The 18934-nt window shown below is 69.6% G+C and carries 17 protein-coding genes; all 17 read right to left on the bottom strand.

The features are described 5' to 3' along the window. Positions 1–4: 4 nt before the first annotated feature. A complete protein-coding gene (locus ACJX2R_RS26780) occupies positions 5–1222 on the bottom strand; it encodes a poly-gamma-glutamate hydrolase family protein (RefSeq protein WP_413102212.1) in 1218 nt (405 codons plus the stop codon). A 1-nt stretch (position 1223) separates the two neighbouring features. Beyond that, positions 1224–4409 carry a hypothetical protein gene (locus tag ACJX2R_RS26785; protein WP_413102213.1) on the bottom strand — a complete coding sequence of 1062 codons (3186 nt, stop codon included), beginning with the start codon at positions 4407–4409 and terminating at the stop codon, positions 1224–1226. A 1-nt stretch (position 4410) separates the two neighbouring features. Beyond that, entirely contained in the window at positions 4411–7014 is a 2604-nt protein-coding gene (locus tag ACJX2R_RS26790) for a hypothetical protein (RefSeq protein WP_413102214.1), read from the bottom strand. 142 nt (positions 7015–7156) lie between these two features. Next, positions 7157–7564: a hypothetical protein gene (locus ACJX2R_RS26795; RefSeq protein ID WP_413102215.1), complete on the bottom strand. Its 408-nt coding sequence runs from the start codon at positions 7562–7564 to the stop codon at positions 7157–7159. Further along, positions 7564–7971, bottom strand: a complete 408-nt coding sequence (locus tag ACJX2R_RS26800) for a hypothetical protein (protein ID WP_413102216.1) — start codon at positions 7969–7971, stop codon at positions 7564–7566. Before ACJX2R_RS26800 ends, ACJX2R_RS26795 begins: the two co-directional genes overlap by 1 nt. A 6-nt stretch (positions 7972–7977) precedes the next feature. After that, on the bottom strand, positions 7978–8415 hold the full coding sequence (locus ACJX2R_RS26805; protein WP_413102217.1) for a hypothetical protein: 438 nt from the start codon (positions 8413–8415) through the stop codon (positions 7978–7980). After that, positions 8415–9161, bottom strand: a complete 747-nt coding sequence (locus ACJX2R_RS26810) for a hypothetical protein (RefSeq protein ID WP_413102218.1) — start codon at positions 9159–9161, stop codon at positions 8415–8417. Before ACJX2R_RS26810 ends, ACJX2R_RS26805 begins: the two co-directional genes overlap by 1 nt. Beyond that, positions 9161–9616 carry a hypothetical protein gene (locus ACJX2R_RS26815; RefSeq protein WP_413102219.1) on the bottom strand — a complete coding sequence of 152 codons (456 nt, stop codon included), beginning with the start codon at positions 9614–9616 and terminating at the stop codon, positions 9161–9163. Before ACJX2R_RS26815 ends, ACJX2R_RS26810 begins: the two co-directional genes overlap by 1 nt. A 1-nt stretch (position 9617) precedes the next feature. Then, the gene (locus ACJX2R_RS26820; RefSeq protein WP_413102220.1) at positions 9618–10010 is read right to left on the bottom strand and encodes a hypothetical protein; all 393 of its coding nucleotides are present in this window, start codon (positions 10008–10010) and stop codon (positions 9618–9620) included. 2 nt (positions 10011–10012) lie between these two features. Then, positions 10013–11071: a hypothetical protein gene (locus ACJX2R_RS26825; protein WP_413102221.1), complete on the bottom strand. Its 1059-nt coding sequence runs from the start codon at positions 11069–11071 to the stop codon at positions 10013–10015. A 464-nt stretch (positions 11072–11535) separates the two neighbouring features. Then, positions 11536–12051, bottom strand: coding sequence for a hypothetical protein (locus tag ACJX2R_RS26830; protein ID WP_413102222.1), 516 nt, complete (start codon positions 12049–12051; stop codon positions 11536–11538). A 31-nt stretch (positions 12052–12082) separates the two neighbouring features. Continuing rightward, positions 12083–13459: a phage major capsid protein gene (locus ACJX2R_RS26835; RefSeq protein WP_413102223.1), complete on the bottom strand. Its 1377-nt coding sequence runs from the start codon at positions 13457–13459 to the stop codon at positions 12083–12085. A 13-nt stretch (positions 13460–13472) separates the two neighbouring features. Continuing rightward, positions 13473–14726: a head maturation protease, ClpP-related gene (locus tag ACJX2R_RS26840; protein WP_413102224.1), complete on the bottom strand. Its 1254-nt coding sequence runs from the start codon at positions 14724–14726 to the stop codon at positions 13473–13475. 50 nt (positions 14727–14776) lie between these two features. Then, complete coding sequence (locus ACJX2R_RS26845) at positions 14777–16939, bottom strand: phage portal protein (protein ID WP_413102225.1); 2163 nt, start codon at positions 16937–16939, stop codon at positions 14777–14779. Next, a complete protein-coding gene (locus tag ACJX2R_RS26850; RefSeq protein WP_413102226.1) occupies positions 16936–17115 on the bottom strand; it encodes a hypothetical protein in 180 nt (59 codons plus the stop codon). Before ACJX2R_RS26850 ends, ACJX2R_RS26845 begins: the two co-directional genes overlap by 4 nt. Then, complete coding sequence (locus tag ACJX2R_RS26855; protein ID WP_413102227.1) at positions 17112–18437, bottom strand: phage terminase large subunit; 1326 nt, start codon at positions 18435–18437, stop codon at positions 17112–17114. Before ACJX2R_RS26855 ends, ACJX2R_RS26850 begins: the two co-directional genes overlap by 4 nt. Continuing rightward, the gene (locus ACJX2R_RS26860; protein ID WP_413102228.1) at positions 18434–18922 is read right to left on the bottom strand and encodes a helix-turn-helix domain-containing protein; all 489 of its coding nucleotides are present in this window, start codon (positions 18920–18922) and stop codon (positions 18434–18436) included. Before ACJX2R_RS26860 ends, ACJX2R_RS26855 begins: the two co-directional genes overlap by 4 nt. Positions 18923–18934: the final 12 nt, after the last annotated feature.

Here is an 18934-nt window from a genome sequence, read left to right on the forward strand (position 1 = left end):
CCTCCTACAGGGCGACGATGGCCGGGTTGGCGACGGTGACCGCGGTCCCTGCGGCATGGCTCTTGACGATGCCGTTGACGGCGCGGGTGACGGTGAACGACTGCGGCGCGAGCTGCTCGAAGTCGGCATACGAGGCCACCACCGGCAGGGTGTTGGTGTTGGCCGACGACAGGATGGAGCGGGTGCCGATCGACCCTGCCGCGGTGAGGCTGGTGTCCGTGGCGGTGACGGACCAGTCCGGCTCCGAGTCGCCCTCCTGCCAGATCTTCGCCCGCAGAGTGCTACCGGTGATCTGGAGCCGGAGCCAGAACATGCGGCCCGCGGCATGGGCCAGACCGGTGGTATTGGCGGCCGTCGCCAGCAGCGTCTCCACGCCCGCGACCCGCTTGCGCAGAGTCAACGTCACAGTCTGGTCGGTGTTGCACGCCAGCCTGGCCAGGTAGTTGTTGCTGGCGTCCTGGTACCGGCCCACCAGGTGCAAGAAGTGCGGGCCTCCGGTGGCCAGCTTGTCGGTGCCCATCGCACAGACGATGTCCACATCCGGCAGCGATGACGGCACGGTGGCCCACCGGCTGACGTTGATGCTGCCCTGAGAGACCTGGCCCTGCCCGAACACGGTCCGGATCGCGGTGACGTAGGCGTTGAAGGTGGTCGTTCGCTGCCCGGAGTCCCGCATGGTCCGGGAGGTATCGCCGCCCGGGAAAAAGGATTCCCGCAGGGCAGCGCTCATCTCCAGCTGGACGCCAGCCGAAATGGTCGTCTTGTTGCAGATGTTCGCCGGATCCGAGCCGCTGATCTCCTGGGCCGCCGAGATGACCCGGAACCCAGCGTCCTCAAGCGCGGCCTGCACGCGCGCGCCGGTGGTGGCGTCCAGCCCGCCCAGGGAGGTCTCGGCCAGACCGGCCGTGCCGGTGTAGCCGTGCATGGACAGGCACCGCCGTGAGCCGGTGACGATGCCCTGGGCAATCGGCTCGTCGAAGTTCGTGCTGGTGACGTGGAGGTCCGAGTTCCCGGACGCCTTGATCCCCGCGAACTCGTAGTGCGACATCAGCGACGCGCCCACCGCCCGCGCCACCTCGCCGGTGCCCGGCTCGATCGCGCCGCCGTGGATCGCGATCGAGCACCACGTCGACCCCGTCACTGGCACCGTGCGGCGCTCGTAATCCACGCCTTCGGTCTCGGCCGCGGCCAGGTCGGTGTAGCTCGCGTACAGGTCTGGCACGTCATCCCCCCTTCACGCTGAAGTCGGCCGCACTGCCCCCGGTGACCGTCCACGCCTGCCCGGTGTCCGCTGTGCCCCATCCGCTGGTGACGAGGCGCTGGAAGCGGTCGGATACGGGGCTCGCGATGCTGGTGACGGTCATGACCTCACCGCCGACCTGGATGTCCAGGGGGAACTCGTTGCCGTCGGTGGTCCACACCGGGCCCGCGGTGATGGCCACGGTGAGGGTGGTGTCGTCGGCGTCCACCGCGGCGGCCAGCTCGCTGCCGTCGGTGTCCACCCGGGCGAGCGGGGTGGTGGCCAGGGTCACCGCGAGGTCGTCGATGTACGCCGCGTCCTCCCCGGCCGAGGCGCTGTTGTCCTTGGCGTACCGGAAGGTCACCGTGGACTTCCCGGTGACGTCGAGGCTGGCGCGGGTCCAGGCCACGCTCGCGGTGCCCTGCGCCCGGAGCACCTGAGTGTCGTCCGCGTAGACCAGAAGCCGGTCACCCTCGAACCCGGGGCCAGACGCCTCGCTGCTCACCCGGTACCAGAACGACACCTCGGCGGCGTGCGAGGGCAAAGAGAGCACGGCATCCGACGTCTGGTTGTTGCTGATCGCACCGGAGCGCAGTGACCAGGACCCGCTGTGTGCCTGCTCGCTGGTGCGAGTCCAGGGGAGGGTGCCGCCGCTGGACATGGTGACGTCGTAGGCGCTGTCCTCGAACCCCTCGACGTACGCCGTCTCGGACACCGTCCACGGCCCCGCCGGGGTGCACGTGAAGTCCAGCAGCCACTCGTACTGAGTGATCGTCTCCGTGTACCCCTGCACCAGCAGATTCGCCCCGCCCGGCGGCATCCATGCAGGCAGGTTGGCGATGGTCATGCGGTCCCCGACATCCACCGCCACCGCGTCGTCCACCATCCCCGGCCGCCGCGCCAGGTTCAAGCTCACCCGCGGGTACCGCGCCTCATCCCACGTGCCCAGATGAACGCGCCACCAGGCGATCGGCTCCGCCTGCTCGTCCTGGAACAGGGAGAGCGTCACCGACTCGTCATAGACACCCACCCCATCGGGCGGGGCCAGCACGGACAGCGGGCCCTCCTCGAGGACCGCGCGCGCCGCGCTCCCGTCGGCGCGCTGCACGGTGACATCGTTGCGGGTGGCCTGGTCATCATCCGTGGGCTCCAGCGGCGGTACCAGGTCGTTCGCCGCGTAGTCCAACGCCAGGGCCGGGGGCTGGTTGTACATGCCCGCACGGTCCCGGTAGGCCAGCGCCGATGCCTCACGCTGCTCGAACAAGATCCCGCCGTCGGCGTCCGCCGCGTCCGAGAACAGATCGACCAGCGACTGAGGCCGCTGGGCACCCACCTGTTCCTGCTCACTGGCCAGCCCGTACACCGTGAGCGGGACGCTCTCCTCCCCGGAGAGCCGGACCATGCGCTCCCCGGCGGTCTCCCCGGCCCAGGCGTCCACGGCCCCCACGTAGGCGGTGGTGAGCGTCACCGGCCATGCGGAGATGTGGCCGATGGCCATGCCGTCCAGGTCCGGAGAGTAGCCGCCCGGCGGCGAGGAGACAGCGGTCGGTCGGCCGAGGGTGCCGGTGAAGGTCCCGTCGACGGCCCCGGCTTCGCCGCCGACGTCCGTCCAGATGATCGCCCACGTCACGGTGCTGCCGCTCTGGCTGATGCTGAGCTCGACCCGGATCCACTGCCCGTACAGGTCGCTGCCGGTGAGGAGATCCGTGGAGAAGAGCGTGTTCCCGTCGGCGTCCTTGCCGATGAGGCGTGAGAGGTCGTTGCGCTGCTGGATGTACCACTCGTTGACGGTGCCTGTGGACAGCACCCGCAGGAACGTCCGCATCGTGGTGTTGGCGGTGTCCAGCCGGTATACGTACTGCACGCACCAGCCGGTGATGGCGCTGGACGGGGCCGGGACCCTGCCGTAGATGGACGGCAGCGCGGCCCCGCTGGTGCTGGCCAGTGCCGGCAGCGCGCTGGAACTGGGCAGGGAGTCAGTCTGAGCCCAGGCCAGGCCGGAGACGAGCATCGGCTGCACACCGGCGATCGGGCTGTACGCCTGGACGGCGGTGGCCTGCTCCTCCATCGGCCAGTAGGCCAGCGGTCCGAAGGAGGGGATGCGGCGGCGCAGCGTGGAGGCGAGGGCTTTGGCGCCCTGTCCGAGGCGGCGCAGGATTCCGGCGGCCTGGATGGGCACGTACACGTCCTGGCCGGAGACGTCCCACCGTGCGGGCCAGGCAGAGACTTCGCCGACGAACCGGACGCGGCGGTCGGTGATTTCGGCGCCGCCGACCAGTGTCCACGCGCGCCCGGCGCCATCGGTGAATGACGTGGTGCCTGCTGCCAGGGCGGTGAAGTCCGCGTCGGCGGCCGGGGTGCCGTCGATGCCGTTGCGGACCTGGATCGCGTAGTACCGGCCGATGCCGGGGCTGAGGTTGATTCCGGCGATGTCGCCGATCTCCAGCGGCGCGGTGCTGTTGAAGATGCTCGTGGTGCCGCTGGTGGTCACCGTCTGGGCGCCGAGTTGGGCCCACGGGCCCGCGATGGTGGGGGCGGTGTAGAAGGCCACGGTGTAGCCCCCCTGGCCGTTGTCCACGTCCAGCGTCGCCCGGATGGCCAGGCGCCCGGACGGGGGCACGACGGGCACGATGGTGGAGTGCACGCTGATGCCGCTCGCTCCGGTCCCGGCGGTGGTCCAGGTCAGCTCAACGGTGCCGTCGGGCAGGCGCATGAGCCGCCATGACCGCTGGTCGGCCACCAGGTCCTGCTTGGCGGCCAGCTCCACGAACTGGGCACCTGCCAGGTCGTTCCAGTTGTCCAGGGCCAGGTCGACGCGGATGTCGATGTCGCCGGTGATGTCCAGCGCGGTGGCGTCCGGGGTCGTGGCCTTAGCGCCTGTGACCTTGGGGATCACCAGGCGGCGCGATCCCTGGTGCACGGAGACCCGGATGGGCGTGTTCCTGCCGAGCTGGCCATAGTACGGCGACAGCGGGTTACGGGGGCTGAACCTGCCGTCCCGGTTGTTGAGGGTCATCGTGCACTGGCCCGGGTCCACATCGCCGGCCTCAGCCGAGCGGCCGCGCGTGATGGTGATCGGGTCGCGGATGGCGTAGCCGGTGATGTCCGTCCACGTGCCGCCCACGTTCAGCTCGACGCGCTTATCGAGGATGTCCTGCGGCCACGCCATCTCAGGCCCCCTTCACGCCGAGGACACGCTGAACGTTGCCGCCCTTGACGCGGATCGCGCCGCGCAGCAGCTCCACCAGCAGGTCATCCATCCGGGAGCCGCCCGAGCGGATCTCCAGGACCATGGGTTCCGACTCGCCCGCGGCGCCCGCTGCCGCCGCTGCGGGCCGGGGCGCGCCAGCGGCGGCGAAGTTCTGGCGCGCGGCAGCAGCCGCCGAGCCCCACCACGCAGGCGCGGTGCCCCCGAGCATGCGCCGCGTGTCGGGGTTGGACCGCACCCGGGAGCCGGGCGCCAGGTTCACCAGCTCCGGGCCGTGCTCGCCCACCAGCGTCATACCGGTGCGCGGCCCGCCCTCGGCCGCATGGCCGCCGACCACGCCGCCATGGGCGAACCCGGCGTACCCTCCGAGTGCTGACAGGGCCGCGCGCGCCGCGGCCAGACCGACGGTGCGCACGTATACCGACACGGTCCGGTTGGGCAGCGACCACAGCTGCGACTTGGCCTGGGCGATCTTCTTCTGCAAGTCGGAGATCTGCGCCTTGATCGCGGCCTTGCGGGAGTCGGGGACCTTCTTCAGCTGGGACTTCGCGCTCCGGAGCTTGCCCTCCAGGTCCTTCAGGTCCGCCTTGATCATGGCGGTCTTGTCCGGCGTCTTGAGGATCTGGCTCGCCAGCCGCTTGGCCTCCGCGCGGTTCAGGCCCATCTGCATGGCGTTCTCGATCAGCTTCTGACGGCCCCGCTCGTAGACGGCGCTCACCTGGGTCCAGGACTTGCCCTGTTCACGGGCTGCCGAGGTGGCGGCGTCGGTCTTCGAGGCGAGGTCATTCAGCGCGGTGGCGGCGGCCTGAGCCTTGGGCGAGTTCAGGTCGAGCTCACCGTTGATCATGCGCAAGCTACCGGCGTTCTCCTTGGCCGCCTTGGCCGCCGCGTCGATAGCCGCCTCGAACCCGATCATCCCGCCCAAGCCCTGACGGTTGACCTCGTTCAGTGCCTGGATCGACTGCCGAAGTCCATCGGCGCTCTGCTTCTGCGCGTCCAGCTTCCGCTGGGTCGCCTGCGCCTGCTCGCCGAACAGCCCCATACCCTCGGCGGCGATCTTCTGCGCGAACGCCTGATCCGCGAGCGCCGACTTGTAGTCACCGAGGTTCTTCCGCAGCTCCTTCGTCGACAGCCCTTGGTCCCTCATCGACTTCGCGGCGCGCTGGAACACCTTCTCGGCCAGGTCGGCGTTCCCGCTCTTGACCAGATTGGCCAAGCTCTTGTCCAGCCCGTCGAGCGTGCTCTTCCACTGCTTCACCGGCGTGGAGTCCATGCCGATCAACGAGGTGAGGCCCTGCTGGACCTTCTCCAGATTCGAAGGCCGCTCCATGCCGCGCACAGCTTCGGCCAGCTTGCTCATGTCGGAGCCGAGGACCCTGGCGGCCTCGCCGCTCATCTTCCCGGTCTGCGCGAGCTTCCCGAGGCTGGTGGTCATCCGGTCCACGTTCGGCGGCGCCGACTTGCCGATGCCTGACAGCTTCGCCAGGGCGATCACCAGCACACCGATACCGGTAGCGACCAGCCCCACCTTGGCACCACGGGACAAGGCGCCGAACGCGGCCGTCAACGACGCCATGCGTCCGGTGGCGCCCGCGGCCGCGGTCGTCATCGCCGTGATCGCACCGCTGAACGCGGCGACCGCGCCCTGGACGGCGGCGGCCCCAGCCGCGGCGAGCTTCACCGCCTTGAACGCGAGGGCGAACTGGAGGAGCGTGCCGACTACCTCGGTGGGAAGAGCGTTGACCAGCTTGGCCAGAGCGTTGACGATCCCCAGCAGGCTGACGCCAGTGTCGGCCGCGGATGCGACCACATGCACCAGAGCCTTGGCCAAGTTGGTCAGGGTCTCGGCCACCTGCGGGCCGACCCTCTTGGCGTAGTCCATGAACTCTGCCAGCGGCCCGGCCCCGGCCCCCTCGTTCAGGCGGCGCAGCAGGTGCACCAGGCCGTTGTTGACGTCCCGCAGCGCGCCGGTGGCGAAGTCGCTGAACTGGCGCATGAGCTTGTCGAAGCCAGGGCTGGCGACGCCGCCGGCGGCGATGGTGACGAACCGATCGAGCTCCGCGCTCGCGCCCTTCACTAGGGGCGAGAGCTTGGGGAAGAGCGCGGAGAGCAGCTGCACGGAGTGCGTGACCGGGGCCATGGTGTTGCTCGCCAAGCTGTCCGACCAGCGCTTGTAGTTGTCCTTGAGTACCGAGACCGCCGCCGCGGCCTGCCTCGTGGCCGGCGGCAGCTTCTGCACCTGCTGGAGGTAGGCGTTCTCTGCCTCTGCGGCCTGCGTCGAGGTGGCCCCGTACTTGGCCACCGCCTCCTCGTACTTGCCCTGGGCGTCCGAGGCGGCGCCCATGGCCTTGGCCTGGGGGATGAGCGCGGCGGTGAACGCGCCGACGGCGACACCGGCGGCGCCCATCTGCGCGGCGATCGGCACGGTGGCGGCGGCGATCGGGATGAGCGCGGGTGCGAGGGAGAGGGCGGCGGTCTTGAGCTTGTCGAAGTCGCGGTTGACGGAGGCGATGCCGGGACCGGTCTGGTTGGTGACGTGGACGACGATGTTCACGCTGTCGGCCATGGCTCACCTCCGTCTCCGGTGTCGTCTGGGGTGCCGAGTCGTTCGATGGTCAAGAGGCGCAGCAGGCCGGCGTCCTCGGCGAGCAAGGCGCTCGGGAGGCAGTGGAACTGGCGGCAGAGGCCGAGGATGGTCTCGGCCTCGATCAGCTCGCGAGGCTTTCGGACAGGGCGTCCATCGGAATCGACGCCGCCACCGACGGCTCGCCATCGGGCGAGGTCTGCTCCAAAGGGCCCGAGACTCCGTACAGGGCGGTGGTCCACTCGGTGGCGACGTGGACCATGAAGTCCTTGTCCTGACGCATCACGGCCTCAGGGGTGGCCGGGATCGGCTCACCGGTCTCGGGGTCCTCCAGGTTCCAGGAGATCAGCGAGGCAGCGAACTTGGCGAGCATGTCGCTGATCGCGCTGGTAGTGACCTCGTCGATGCCGATGGCTTCCATGTACTCGCCGAGGGTCATCCCGCGTACGGTGCATTCGAACCCGGCGTACTCTGAGTCGCCTTCGAAACGCAGGGTGATGTTCTTCGGCTTGTGCTGGTATCCCACGGTCATCACGTCCAGGTCGGCACGGTGCCGTCGGCGAGGACGCCGGGGACCGCCCAGGTCAGCTCTCCGGAGTCGGAGCGGGAGAGCGGGTAGTCGGTGAACAGGCACTCGTTGGCGAGGCTCTGGCCGGACACGGTGAGCGACACGGTCCGGGCAACCGAGGTGCTGGTCACGGTCTTGAACACGTCGTGGCTGGCGCTGGCCGCGTCGTTGAAGACCCCGTTGAGGGTGATCGAGAAGTCCGCCAAGAGCAGCAGCCGCTCCATCGCCGACTTGTCGATGCCGGTGACGTCCTGCACCGCCCTCGGCGTGGCGAACTGGAGGTTCGTCACATCGTTCTTGATCGCCTGCGGGGTGCCGCTGGAGTCGTCCACGCTGCACGTGGTCCACCCGAGCCCGCTCTCTTTGGCCATCGCTGGTCATCCCTTCTGCTGCTGGTCGGCCAGCTTCTGCTGGTGCTCACCAAAGTCCTCGACCCAGTCCTGCGGCCGCTGGTGCTGCCGGACCCGGCCGGTCGGGTTTCCTCGCCAGTCGCCATCCCGGACCACGTACAGCTCCGGCCGGGTCCGGTGGTCGGCAAAGCACCGCTGCCCGGACTCGAACCGGAACACCGTCAGCCCGGTCTCCGTGCGCTGCTCGCGGAATGTGCGGCCCGAGCGCTGCCGGATGTACGCCGCCTGCTGCTGGCCCAGCTCGGTGGACTCATCGATAACCGACTCCCAGCCGCGGGCCCACGCCGCGCAACCCACCTGCTCACACACCGCCCGCACGCTGGTGTCCCGCGGCGAGGCGATGCTGTACGTCTGGTACGCCCCAATCGGCAGGGACGGGTCGATCCGGTTGACTGGCCGCTGCATCAGAACTGGACCTCCGTGTCGTTGCGGACCACGCTCACGGCGAAGACCGCGTTGGAGAAGGTGCCGGTCGTGACGATCCGCAGGTACCGCTCGACCGTCTGGGATCCCGAGGTGGCGATGCGCTGGCTGGTGACCCCGGTCGCCGCAGTGAACGCACCGCCGGTCACGTCCGCCCAGGCGTCCGCACCCCCGTCGTCCGAGCTCTGCTGGAGCTTCACGGTCACGCTGGTGCCGGTGACCGCGAAGACGTGCAGGTACGCCTGGAGACCAAAGCTGGTGGAGCCGGTACCGAAGTCGACCGAGGAGCCGCTCGTTCCGGTGGTGTCGGTACGCGGCCCCGCGGTCAGCGAGCGGCCCCACTCGACGCCGAAGCCGTTGGCCTGCGCCTCAACCGCGAACGTGAACTCCCCCGAGTCGCCTCGGGTGCCGTCATAGTTGATCTGCTTCGCCACGATGTTCGCCGACGCCCCGCCCAGCACAGTGCCCCGGAAGTACGAGCAGGCCACATCGCCGGTCGGGAGCGCCGACAGCCGCGGATGCGCCCGGTCGGTGTCCGGATTGAAGTACGCCACATACTGCAACCGGCCATCCCGCAGACCGCCGACCCGCTCCATCGCCGCCTTGTTGATCCCGGTCATATCGAGGGCCGCCGGGCCGCCGCCCACGTTGCCGATGCTGCCGATGTCGCCAGACAGCTCATACCCGGCGATGTACAGGTTGTCCCCGAGCCCCGACTGCTTGCCCACTACGGCACCTCATTCCACAAGTCGTTGACGATCGTGGGCAGCGTGATCGTGACCACCCGCAGGAGCGCCCCGTCCTGCTGGAGGTAACCCGCCCGCGCCTCCAGCCCGATGCCGTGCGTGCCTCGTACGTCGACCTCGCGGACCCGCCCGCCGAGGGTGAAAGAGCCGACGTAGGCGCGCATGAGCGTGTCCAGCGCGGTCACCAAGTTCGGGTCGATCGCGTCGGCGGGCTCCTGCACCATCGGCGTATACAGGCGCACGTTGAAGATCAGCCGTGCCGAGGTTGAGCCGAGCCCGGAGGACCGCACCGGGTCGATGCGGTCCACCCACACCGCAGCCGTCAGCCCGTAGCCTGGGGCGCGCTCCGGTTCGTGGCCGTTGACGGTCTCGAAATGCCCACTGGCCATGGCGTGCGAGGTGACCGCGTCGAGGATGCCGAGGATGTCGAGGGCCATCTCACATCCTCCTGATGTAGCGCTGGAGCAGGCGCTGGGCGATGCCGCCGGCGCGGCGGTCGATCATGGCCTTGACCCTGCGGAACGTCGCGTAACCGCGGAACCTCGTCACCGGGAAGTTGCGGGAGCCGGTGCCTTCCAGCCACGGCCCGTACACCACACCGCCGTCGGTGACCTCATAGGAGTTGCCCGCGCGCTCGACGCGAATGTGCGACTCGTAGTAGCCCGTGGGGTGTTTCAACACGGTCTGCAACCGGGCGCGCACCATGTCCTCTGCCTCGGTCGCGATGCGGTAGCGCAGTTGGTCCGCGTACTCGTTCGCCGCCCGTTGTGCCCGCCCGTCGAACATGGGGCCGTTGGTGTTGACGTTGGTGTTGATCCTGAAGCCGGGCATCGTCACACCGCCCTTGTGCGGGCCTTGCGGCCGTGGGAGGTGTAGATGCTGTCCCGCAGCGCTTCAAGGCTGCGGGTGTCCCGGGACCGCTCGCTGCTGCCCGCTTCGCCGGTGCGCAGCGCCCTGGAGTACGCGGCCTGCTCCAGGGTGAGGGTGTAGATGGCGTCGGCGATGACGAGCTGCCGCACCGGGCCGGGCGGGTCCCAGCGGTACACCGAGGCGCCGCTGGTGTGCGCTGCGGCGGTTGTGCCGAGTGCGCCGCGGGTGACGGTCAGGGTGCGGGCGGCGTAGATGCTGGTCCCGGTGGTGTGCGCGGCCAGCACGCTGCCGTCCCAGGCGCGCTTGACGACGAGCTGGTTGCCCGCGATGTCCTCGACGCGCATGCGCTCGCCGTCGACCAGGATCACCTCGTCCACCGCGAACTGCTCGCCGTCGGCCACCGCCACCGTGGTGTTGGCCGCCGAGGCAGTCAGGTCCCCGACGAGATCCTGGCCGGTGTCGAATTGCGACCGGCCCGTCACCAGCATGCGCTCGCTGTCGCAGCGCAGCACCGAGCCGACACCGAGCAGCGCCGAGGCCGGGCCGTCCACGTCCACGCCGGTCTCGGACGCGTCCAGTGCCTCGACTACCGTGCCCGCCGTGGTCTCGTCGGCGGAGTAGCCCCACAGGCCGGTGACGGTGATATCCCGTTGGGATGTGCTGCCCCCGCCGAACGCGGCATTCGAGTCGAGGTCGATCTCAATGCGCCGGTAGGGCGGCCCCGACCGGTTGGGCTCCAGGAAGAAGTCCGTGTCGGGGATGGCGACGCCGCCGGACGACAGGGAGGTGACCGAGATCAGCTCCGAGTCGTCCAGCCACAGCCGCCACGGACGCGCGCCCTGCTCGTTCGGCCAGTCGAAGAACCTGGTGGCCTGCTCGGGGTAGAACCGGCGGTGGCACAGGCCCTCAACGGCCCGCGAGGCGCCCTCCAGGACACGGCCGATCCGCCCGTTGCTGCGGGCCGTCTCCTTTGCGTCGAGCGCGTCCTTGACGTCCTCACGCGTCGCGTACCAGACACCCACCGCCGGTCACCTCCTCCCGTGGTCTCGTCGTTGTCGTGATGGTCAGTCGTCAGGGCTGTCCGACGTACGTCCCGTCGGGGCGCCACCCGCAGAAGCGGCAGAAGAGCTTCCCGTCCGGCCCTTCGCGGAGCGGTTCGCCGTCTTCCGGGCAGGCGAGCGGCCCCCGCTGCTGCTCGGCTCGTCGCTCTTCGATGGCTTCTCGGAGGATGTCTCGGAGCTGGTACCAGCTGATACGTCCTCACCGCCCTCCGCTGCGTCCGCCTCAGGCTCCTCACCGGCGACGCTCGGCCCGCCATGGCGGGTGATCTTCGGCATGGTGTCCTCCTCGATCTCGACAGGAACGCTCGCCTGAATGCCGAGTGCCTCCGCCGATCCCTGCTCGGCGTGCCGCTCCGACCCGCACTGGGGGCACAGCCGTACCCCCACCGCGAACGCGGTCGTGCAGTCCAGGCAGACCCGCAGACTCACAGCGACGCCGCCAGCGCGGCCGGGGCCCGCTGCGCGAGCAGGTCGCGTCGGAGGTAGAGGACCGCGCCGAGCTGCGCATTGGTGCCCACGTCGGCCACGTCGAGGGACACGTGCGTGTACCCGTCGGACAGCTGGGCCGCGTCCACCTCGATCGCGATGATCTGCTGGTGTTCCGCGGATGTGCCCGCGCCGCCCGGATCGGCGATCGTTGCGGCCGCAGACTGAGTGACCTTCGTCCACTGCTCGGTGCCCGCCAGCGTGGCGGCATCCTTCAGGTAGTAGTGGTCGATGATCGCCAGGTTCGACGTGGTGCCGGACGACGCGGCGGTGTGCTGCTTGAGCGTGAGCGTCGGGTCGTCGCCCGCGGTGCCGGCGCCCTTGAAGACGATGATGGTGAGGCCGCCTGCTCCCTTCAGGGAGACCCGCTTGCCGGTGACGGCCGCGCTGGACAGGTCGACGGGGGCTGCGCCGATGCACACGTCGACGAGGCGCCCCAGAGCTTCCATGGCCATGCTGGTGTTCCTTTCTTTCTGGTGCGCTCAGTCAGGCGGCGAGCTTGACGATCGGGGAGAGGGTGGACCCGCCGTTGGCGGGGGTGATCGCGGACTGGAGCCACGGCCGGCCGTCGACGCGCTCGATGATGCGGAAGGCGACCTCGTCGGTCTCGAAGTACCGCTCCTCGGACTGGCGGGCCTGCATCGCCTGCCGGTCTCCGATCAAGTAGAAGCCGAAGTCGATCAGGCTGATGTCCCCGGCGCCGCCGAGCGCGGGCACCTTCTCGCTGACGACGATGGGCAGCCCCATGAGGGTCATGGGCGGCGCGCCGATGGCCTGACCGCCGGAGAGCCACAGGCCCGGGGAGGCGGCGCCGACGTTCTCGGTCCCGGCGACGTTCTGCTGCACGATCCGCATGCTCAGCAGCTGCGGGAGGACGTTGTTCGAGACGACCCACACGGCGCGCGAGAGGGACTGCGGGAGCATCCGCGCGTACATGTTGATGACGTCCTCGAACTTGACCTGGCTCGAGGTGGTGCGCGTGACGGAGATGGCTGCGTTGCCGTTGAGGACACCGAGGGGCTTGCCGACACCGTCACCGGCCAGGAACGCAATGTCCTCGAAGAAGCTCAGGGCCTCGGGGAACATCTGGTTGATGAACGCCGAGAACGACACGAGGCTGTCCTGCATCAGCTCGGACGGCACCTTCGCGAACCCGGTGAGCTTCCGGGCCTCCAGCACGACGCGCCCGAACCGGGCCTGCGACTCGGTCAGCGTGCCGGACTCTTCCGTCCAGTAGCCGACGATGCCGCCATACACCGAGTTGACGTTGGTGGTGGAGTCGATCGCCGGGAACGGCACCCGCAGCGTCTCCATGGGGATGACGCGCGCCCGCGGCCGGACCACGGACGTCTCCAGAGAGACCCGCAGAAGCTCGGAGCGAAGTGTCTCGGGGATGAGGTAGCCGCCGTCCGAGGGGATGTCCGAGCTGTAGTTCTTCAGCTGCGCCAGCTTGGCGCTCGCCTCCGGGGAGAGGTCGTCGCGGCGGGCGATCGAACGGAACAGCTCCCCGGAGCTGTTGAACAGGCCGTCGACCTTGGCGCCCTCGGCGGCCTTGTTGTACAGGCCGCGCCCCTGAAGGGTCGTGTCCGCCTCGGCGTACGGGTCGGGGGTGGAGGCTCGCAGGTCCGGGCGCTTGATGTCCTCGGCGCCGTTCTCGCGGAGGAAGTCCGCGAAGCCCTTCTGAATGCCCTCGTCGACGAGCTTCTGAAGCTCGGTGCCGTCGCCCTGAGCCTTGTTGGCGTAGGAGTCGATGAACTCGGTCAGGGCCTCCGGGCTGGCGAGGATGTCCTTGCTCTTCGCCTTGTCGGTGAGCATCTCCTTCAGCTCATCCGAGTTGCGCGGGACGGTGATCGTGGGTGCCACGGGTGTGCCTCCTTCAGGCGTCCGTCGCCGCGGGCGACGCTTCGGGCTGGGTCAGTTGGGAGACGAGCGCTGACCAGTCGCCGGCGTCGTCCTGCTCGGTGGTGAGGTGAGCGGTCAGGGCCGCCCAGTCGTCGGCGGGCTCGTCGGCCATGGCCAGCGGTTCGGGCTCTGGCGCGGCCGGAGTGGAAGGCTCGGCGGTGGCCGCGCTCAGCCCGGGCTCGGCGTGGTCCTCCTCGCCTGCACCGCCGTCCTTCAGGTGAGCGCGCAGGTGAGACTCGACCGCGCCCTGCTCCCCCTCAGGAATGTCGGACTGCGGCAGCCGGGACAGCGCGTTGCGCACGCCGTTGAGCACGGCCGCGCCCGGGGCGCCGTCGTCGGAGACCTGGTGGTGCGGCAGCTTGCACGCCGACTTCGGGACCTTCCCGTCCTCGACCTGCTTGCCGTCGTACCAGCCGTACATCTTCTTGGCCGTGGCCACTGGCATCGGGGAGTCGAGCTTCTTCTCCTGCGCTCCGGCGTCCCATGTGCCGTCGGCGGTGTCCGTGTGGTGGGTCGGTGCTGCGGTGTTGGCCACGGCCGGGGCGTCCGGCGCGGGGGCCTCGGCGCGGCCGGTGTAGCGGAAGATCGACAGGTCCCAGGTGGCGGCCATGTTCGGCGCGGGCTCGTTCGGTTCGCCCTCGTCCGGGCGCTGCCGGGTCTCCGCGACCTCGTCCGCGAGACCGGCGGCCACGGCCTCCTTGGCGCTGTACCAGGTCTCGGCGAGCATGCGCTGCCGCCAGTCCTCGACGGTGCCGCCCGCGCGTTCGGCGTAGACCTCGGCGATGTTGTTGGACTGGCGGTCCAGCAGGTCGGCCATCTCGCGCATGTCGGCGGCGTTGCCGATGGCCAGCCCGCTGCCGTCGTGGATCATCATCTGCGAGTGCGGCTGCATGATGACCCGGTCACCAGCCAGTGCGATCACGGAGGCGATCGAGGCTGCGAGGCTGTCGACGTAGGTGGTGACCTGTGCGCGGTGGGAGCGCAGCAGGTTGTGGATGGCGATGCCGTCGAAGATCTCCCCACCCGGGCTGTTCACCCTGAGGGTGATCTCTCCGACATCGAGCCCGCGCAGCTCGGCCATGAAGTCCTCGGCGGTGACGCCGAACCAGCCGATCTCGTCGTAGATGACCACCTCGGCGGCACTGTTGCCGAGGTTCTTGATGCGGTACCAGTCGCGGCCCTGGCGCAGCGATGCGCGGGGGCGAGCTGTGCGGAGCCTGCCGGGCACGTGGCCTCCCTCGATCGCTCTGACAACGTTATCGACAACGTTGTCAGACCTCATTGTGCACTATCCCGGCGCAGCACGACCGTGCCCCGACAACGAACGCCGCCCTTGCAGTTCTGGTAGCCACCCGTCCCGTACGCCGCCCACGCCTCCGACGCACCCTCGAACACCGTGCCGTCGAGGGCCTGGCAGGGCTGACACGCGTTCGTGTCGTGCTTCTCGGAGGCCACCAGCCGCAGGCTCGACGACAGCGCCTGAGCCGCCGACAGCACCGTCAACCTGGCCATGTTGGCCGCCCGGTGCAGCGCCCCGCCGAGGGCGTCCCGAACCGGCCGATCCGGCAACTCCTCCAGGAACGTCCGTACCGCGTCAGCCACCGCACCAGCGGCCACGCCAGGCGTCAGCAGCCGTAGTGCCTCACGCCCGGCGGCCGCCGCCAGCCACGCCCCCAGCAGGACGACGATCGCGGTGCCGACCGGCCCCAAGTCGTCCGGCGGTTCCGGCTGCTCCACCGTCACATCCAGGGCCGCGGCCCCCTCGACTGCCTGCCCGGCCGCCGTGCCGTACATGGCGGTGAGCGCGGCGATCAGCTTGGCGGCCGCGTCCTCCGTGCTCACAGTCAGCTGGCTAAGGGCCTCGGTGTCCCCGTCCTCCACGGCAGCGCGCACTTGCTCCACTAGCTCGTCCCGCTGCGCCTCGGCGATGGGCCCCCACTCGTCGAGCAGCTGCTCCAGCGCCTCGGCCAGCGCGGCCCGTACTGCGTCCGGCTCGTCCTCCTCCGGCTCGTCCCCGGCGGCAGCACGGAGCGCGGCCCGCGGCTGGTGGTGCGGGGCGCGCGGCCGGGCACGGGCGATGTCGAAGAGGGACACGCTGCGCGCCTCCGGGGCCGCGGGCGGCTCGGCCGACGGCGGGGTCTTGGCCGGGTCCGGTGCTGGCGGGGCGGGGACGTCGATACCGAGCAACGGCAGGATCGTGCTCGCCAGCGCGGCCGGAGCTGATGTCACCAGCTTGATGAGCAGCTCACGGTCCGGGTCGGCATCCGGCTGGCCGAAGGGGATCTCAGGCAGCCCGATCGCCTTCAGCGCCTCCGGGCCGTACGCCCCAGCCTCGATCAGGTTGCGGGCCGCCTCGGCCTTCGAGGACAGTTCCTTCGCCTCCAGCTCCCGGTCAGCTGGCACCGGGTCGCAGTAGTCGAACTCCAGGCCCTTCGCGGCCGCGCCGAAGAGCGGCAGCAGGTCATGGTTGAGCGCGGCCTTGATGCGCTCCAGGCGGGGCTTGACGAGGTACCGGGCGAACATGACTTCGCCCGCCTCGGCGTTCGCCCTGTTGACGTCGTCAACGGTGCCAAGCATCCCCTTGGGCATGCCGAACGCCTCGCGGATGATCTCGCGCGAGACTTCGCGGAGCTCGGTGAACTGCATGTCGCGCATGCTGTAGTTGCGGTCGACCCAGTCCATGCCCTGCTCAAGGAGCGCCACGCGGTGGGCGTTGGCGACGCCCTTGTGCTGCTCCATCCACCGGGCGTTGAACTCGTCGAACTCGTCATCCGACAGGCGCTTGTCGACCTTGACGATGCCGTCCGGGCGGGCGCTGTTCAGGAAGAAGTTGCGGTTCCACTCGGCCGAGTAGCGGTTCGCGTCGATGTCGGCCAGCAGCGCCTGGACCGGGCCCATGCCACGGTACGGGTCGAGCGGGTTGGGGGTGCGGAGCTGGATGACATCCTCGCGTCCGAGCTGGACGCGCTCGCCGGACGGGCCGAGATACAGGTAGCCGGTCAGGAACTCCTGCGGGTCCGGCACCGGCTCCATACGGTCCGGGCGCACCGGCCACAGCTCCAGCGGCACAGCGGCGCGCGCGTTGCGGGCGATGACCCACCAGCCTTCCCCGGTGAGGTCGAGGTGCTGCTGGATCGTCTCCACGAACTCGCCGCGCGGCATATACGGGTTGGGCTTGTTCCACAGTTCCAGCGCGGCGTGTGAGGTGACCTCGGTGCGGTCCTCGTCCTTGCCGCTGCGGGCCGTGCGCCACAGCTTCCAGTCGACCTGAGCCACCGCGTTCGATGTCCGGTTGACGATGGCGAACAGCGTGCCCACCGAGCCCATCGCGCGCATCTGCGCCTCGGCGTCCCGCCGGTGCATGAACGGCATGCTGACGTGCCCGCGGGAGACGAACGGCACCGGGGCCTTGTTGAAGATCGTGCCGAGCGGCGACCTCATCGCGTCCTCCCGGTGGGCGAGGTCAGGTACTCCAGGGCGAAGCACGACACCCCGAGCACCACGAGCCCGGCCGGGACGGCGACCATCCACGCCGCGGCAGTGAAGGCGCTGAAGCCGCCGATGGCGAGCACCGCCGTCCGGGCTCGGCCCCAGAGGGGCATCAACTTCTCGATCATCCAAGCCACCTCATCCGTGGGCGTCCGCCGAGATCCCGCTCGGCGACCATGTACCTGAGCGCGTCCATGCCGTGGTCGTTCTCCTTCACCGGCTCCTCCTTGAGCACACCCCCGGGCTTCACCGCCCACACGTAGCCGGTGACCTCCTCTTCCGTGCATGTCGGGCGCTTCGCGTCCTCCAGCTCGCGGTCACGCTCGACCAGGGCGCCGCGGACGAGGAACAGGCGTGGCCGGCCGTCGGCCGCCATCTTCAGCCGGGACTGCACGGACTGGATGCCGTCGCTCACGGTCTTCTTCGCCGGGCTGGTGGACATGCCCAGGTGGCGTTCCAGCGTGGCGCGGTCCTCGGCGTCGTGGTCGCAGATCACCGCGCGGGGCCGGGGCTCCGTCCATTGGCCGTCGTCGTCGGTGACCAGCTTGAGGATGTGCTTCGCGTGGTCCTCGACCAGCCGCCGCGTCCGGTAGATCTCGCGGTAGAGGTAGAGCCTGCCGTCGCCGTCCTCGGCGAACCATTGGGCGCAGAAGGGGTTGGTGAAGCCGAAGTCGATCGTGAGCCACCGGGTCCACTCGGCGGGGATCGTGAACGGGTCGATGACGTGGAGCGTGTCGTCCCAGCCCTCGTAGATCAGGCCCTCGGCCGCCGCCCAAACGCCGTCCCGCAGGCGCAGCCTCCGGACACCGGTCAGCGCATCGAGCTTGGCCATGTAGTCCCGGCCCTTCTCGGTAAGGCTGCCGTCGGCGTTGACGTAGGCCGGGTTGTCGCGGTGGCGGGAGTGGAGCATCACCATGCCGCCTCGGTCCGCGCGCTGCTTGATCCAGTGCGTGGGGTGCGCCGGGTTGCAGGCTGCGATCTGCTGCTGCCACGAGAGCTTGCCGTTCCGTAGGCGGGTACCGAGGGTTTCCCAGTCCGTCTCCGTCAGCTCGGTTGCCTCGTCGATGAAGACCAGGTCGTACTCGGAGCTGAGGACCTTCTCGGGCTTGTCGAGGCCGCCGACGACGATGACGGAGCCGTTGCTGTACCGGTAGCAGGCGGCCTCTCGGGCGCTCCCGCCGTACCAGCGGACGATGCTGCTCGCGATGGCCTCCACTGCCACCTTCTTCTCGAAGGTGACCAGGGTGGTGGAGCCGAGCGAGACGGCTGTCTTACGGGCGATGAGGCAGCGGATGCCGGGGTTGTGGAGCGCGGCGAAGTGGACGCGGTAGAGGCAGGCCAGGCTCTTGCCGGTACCGGCCGGCCCGGCCATGGCAATCTCGGACTGCCGGGAGTGGAAGAGTTCGCGGGCTCCGCCTCGGGGCTCGTAGCGCACGACAGTGGTGGTCACTTGAGCTGCTCCGGGTCGATGCCGACCAGCTCGTAGCGCACGCCGCCAGAGACTTGGGTCTTGGTGGCGGCGTCGAGGCCGAGGAGCTTGGCGCGGCGTTCCTGGATGCGCAGGAGCCGGTCGATGGCTTGGAGCACGGGGCCGTCGTCGAGGAGCGGTGCATCCCCCTGGTAGATGATCTTCCCTTGGGAGACGGTGACGTGTTCCCGCTCCAGTACCTCTATGGCCTTCTCGTAGAGGAAGTCGAGGCGCTCCAGCTCCATGCGCCGGACGTCCTCGGCGGGTTCCTGCACGATCTCCTTGAGCGCTCGCTTCACGGCGTCGTGGACCGAGTGGACGTCCATGCCGAGTTCGGCGGCGATGGTGCGGTAGGTCATGCCGCGGGCGCGGAGGCGGGCGGCTTCGGCGTCGCGGGTGGCGGTTTCGGGCATGCGGATCCAGCGGCCGTCTCCGCCGCGGGACTGGTCTGGTGTCGGCTCGTCCATGGTCGGCACCTC

It is taken from the genome of Streptomyces sp. Inha503, assembly GCF_047215865.1.
GTDB classification, from domain to species: Bacteria; Actinomycetota; Actinomycetes; order Streptomycetales; family Streptomycetaceae; genus Streptomyces; species Streptomyces lycopersici.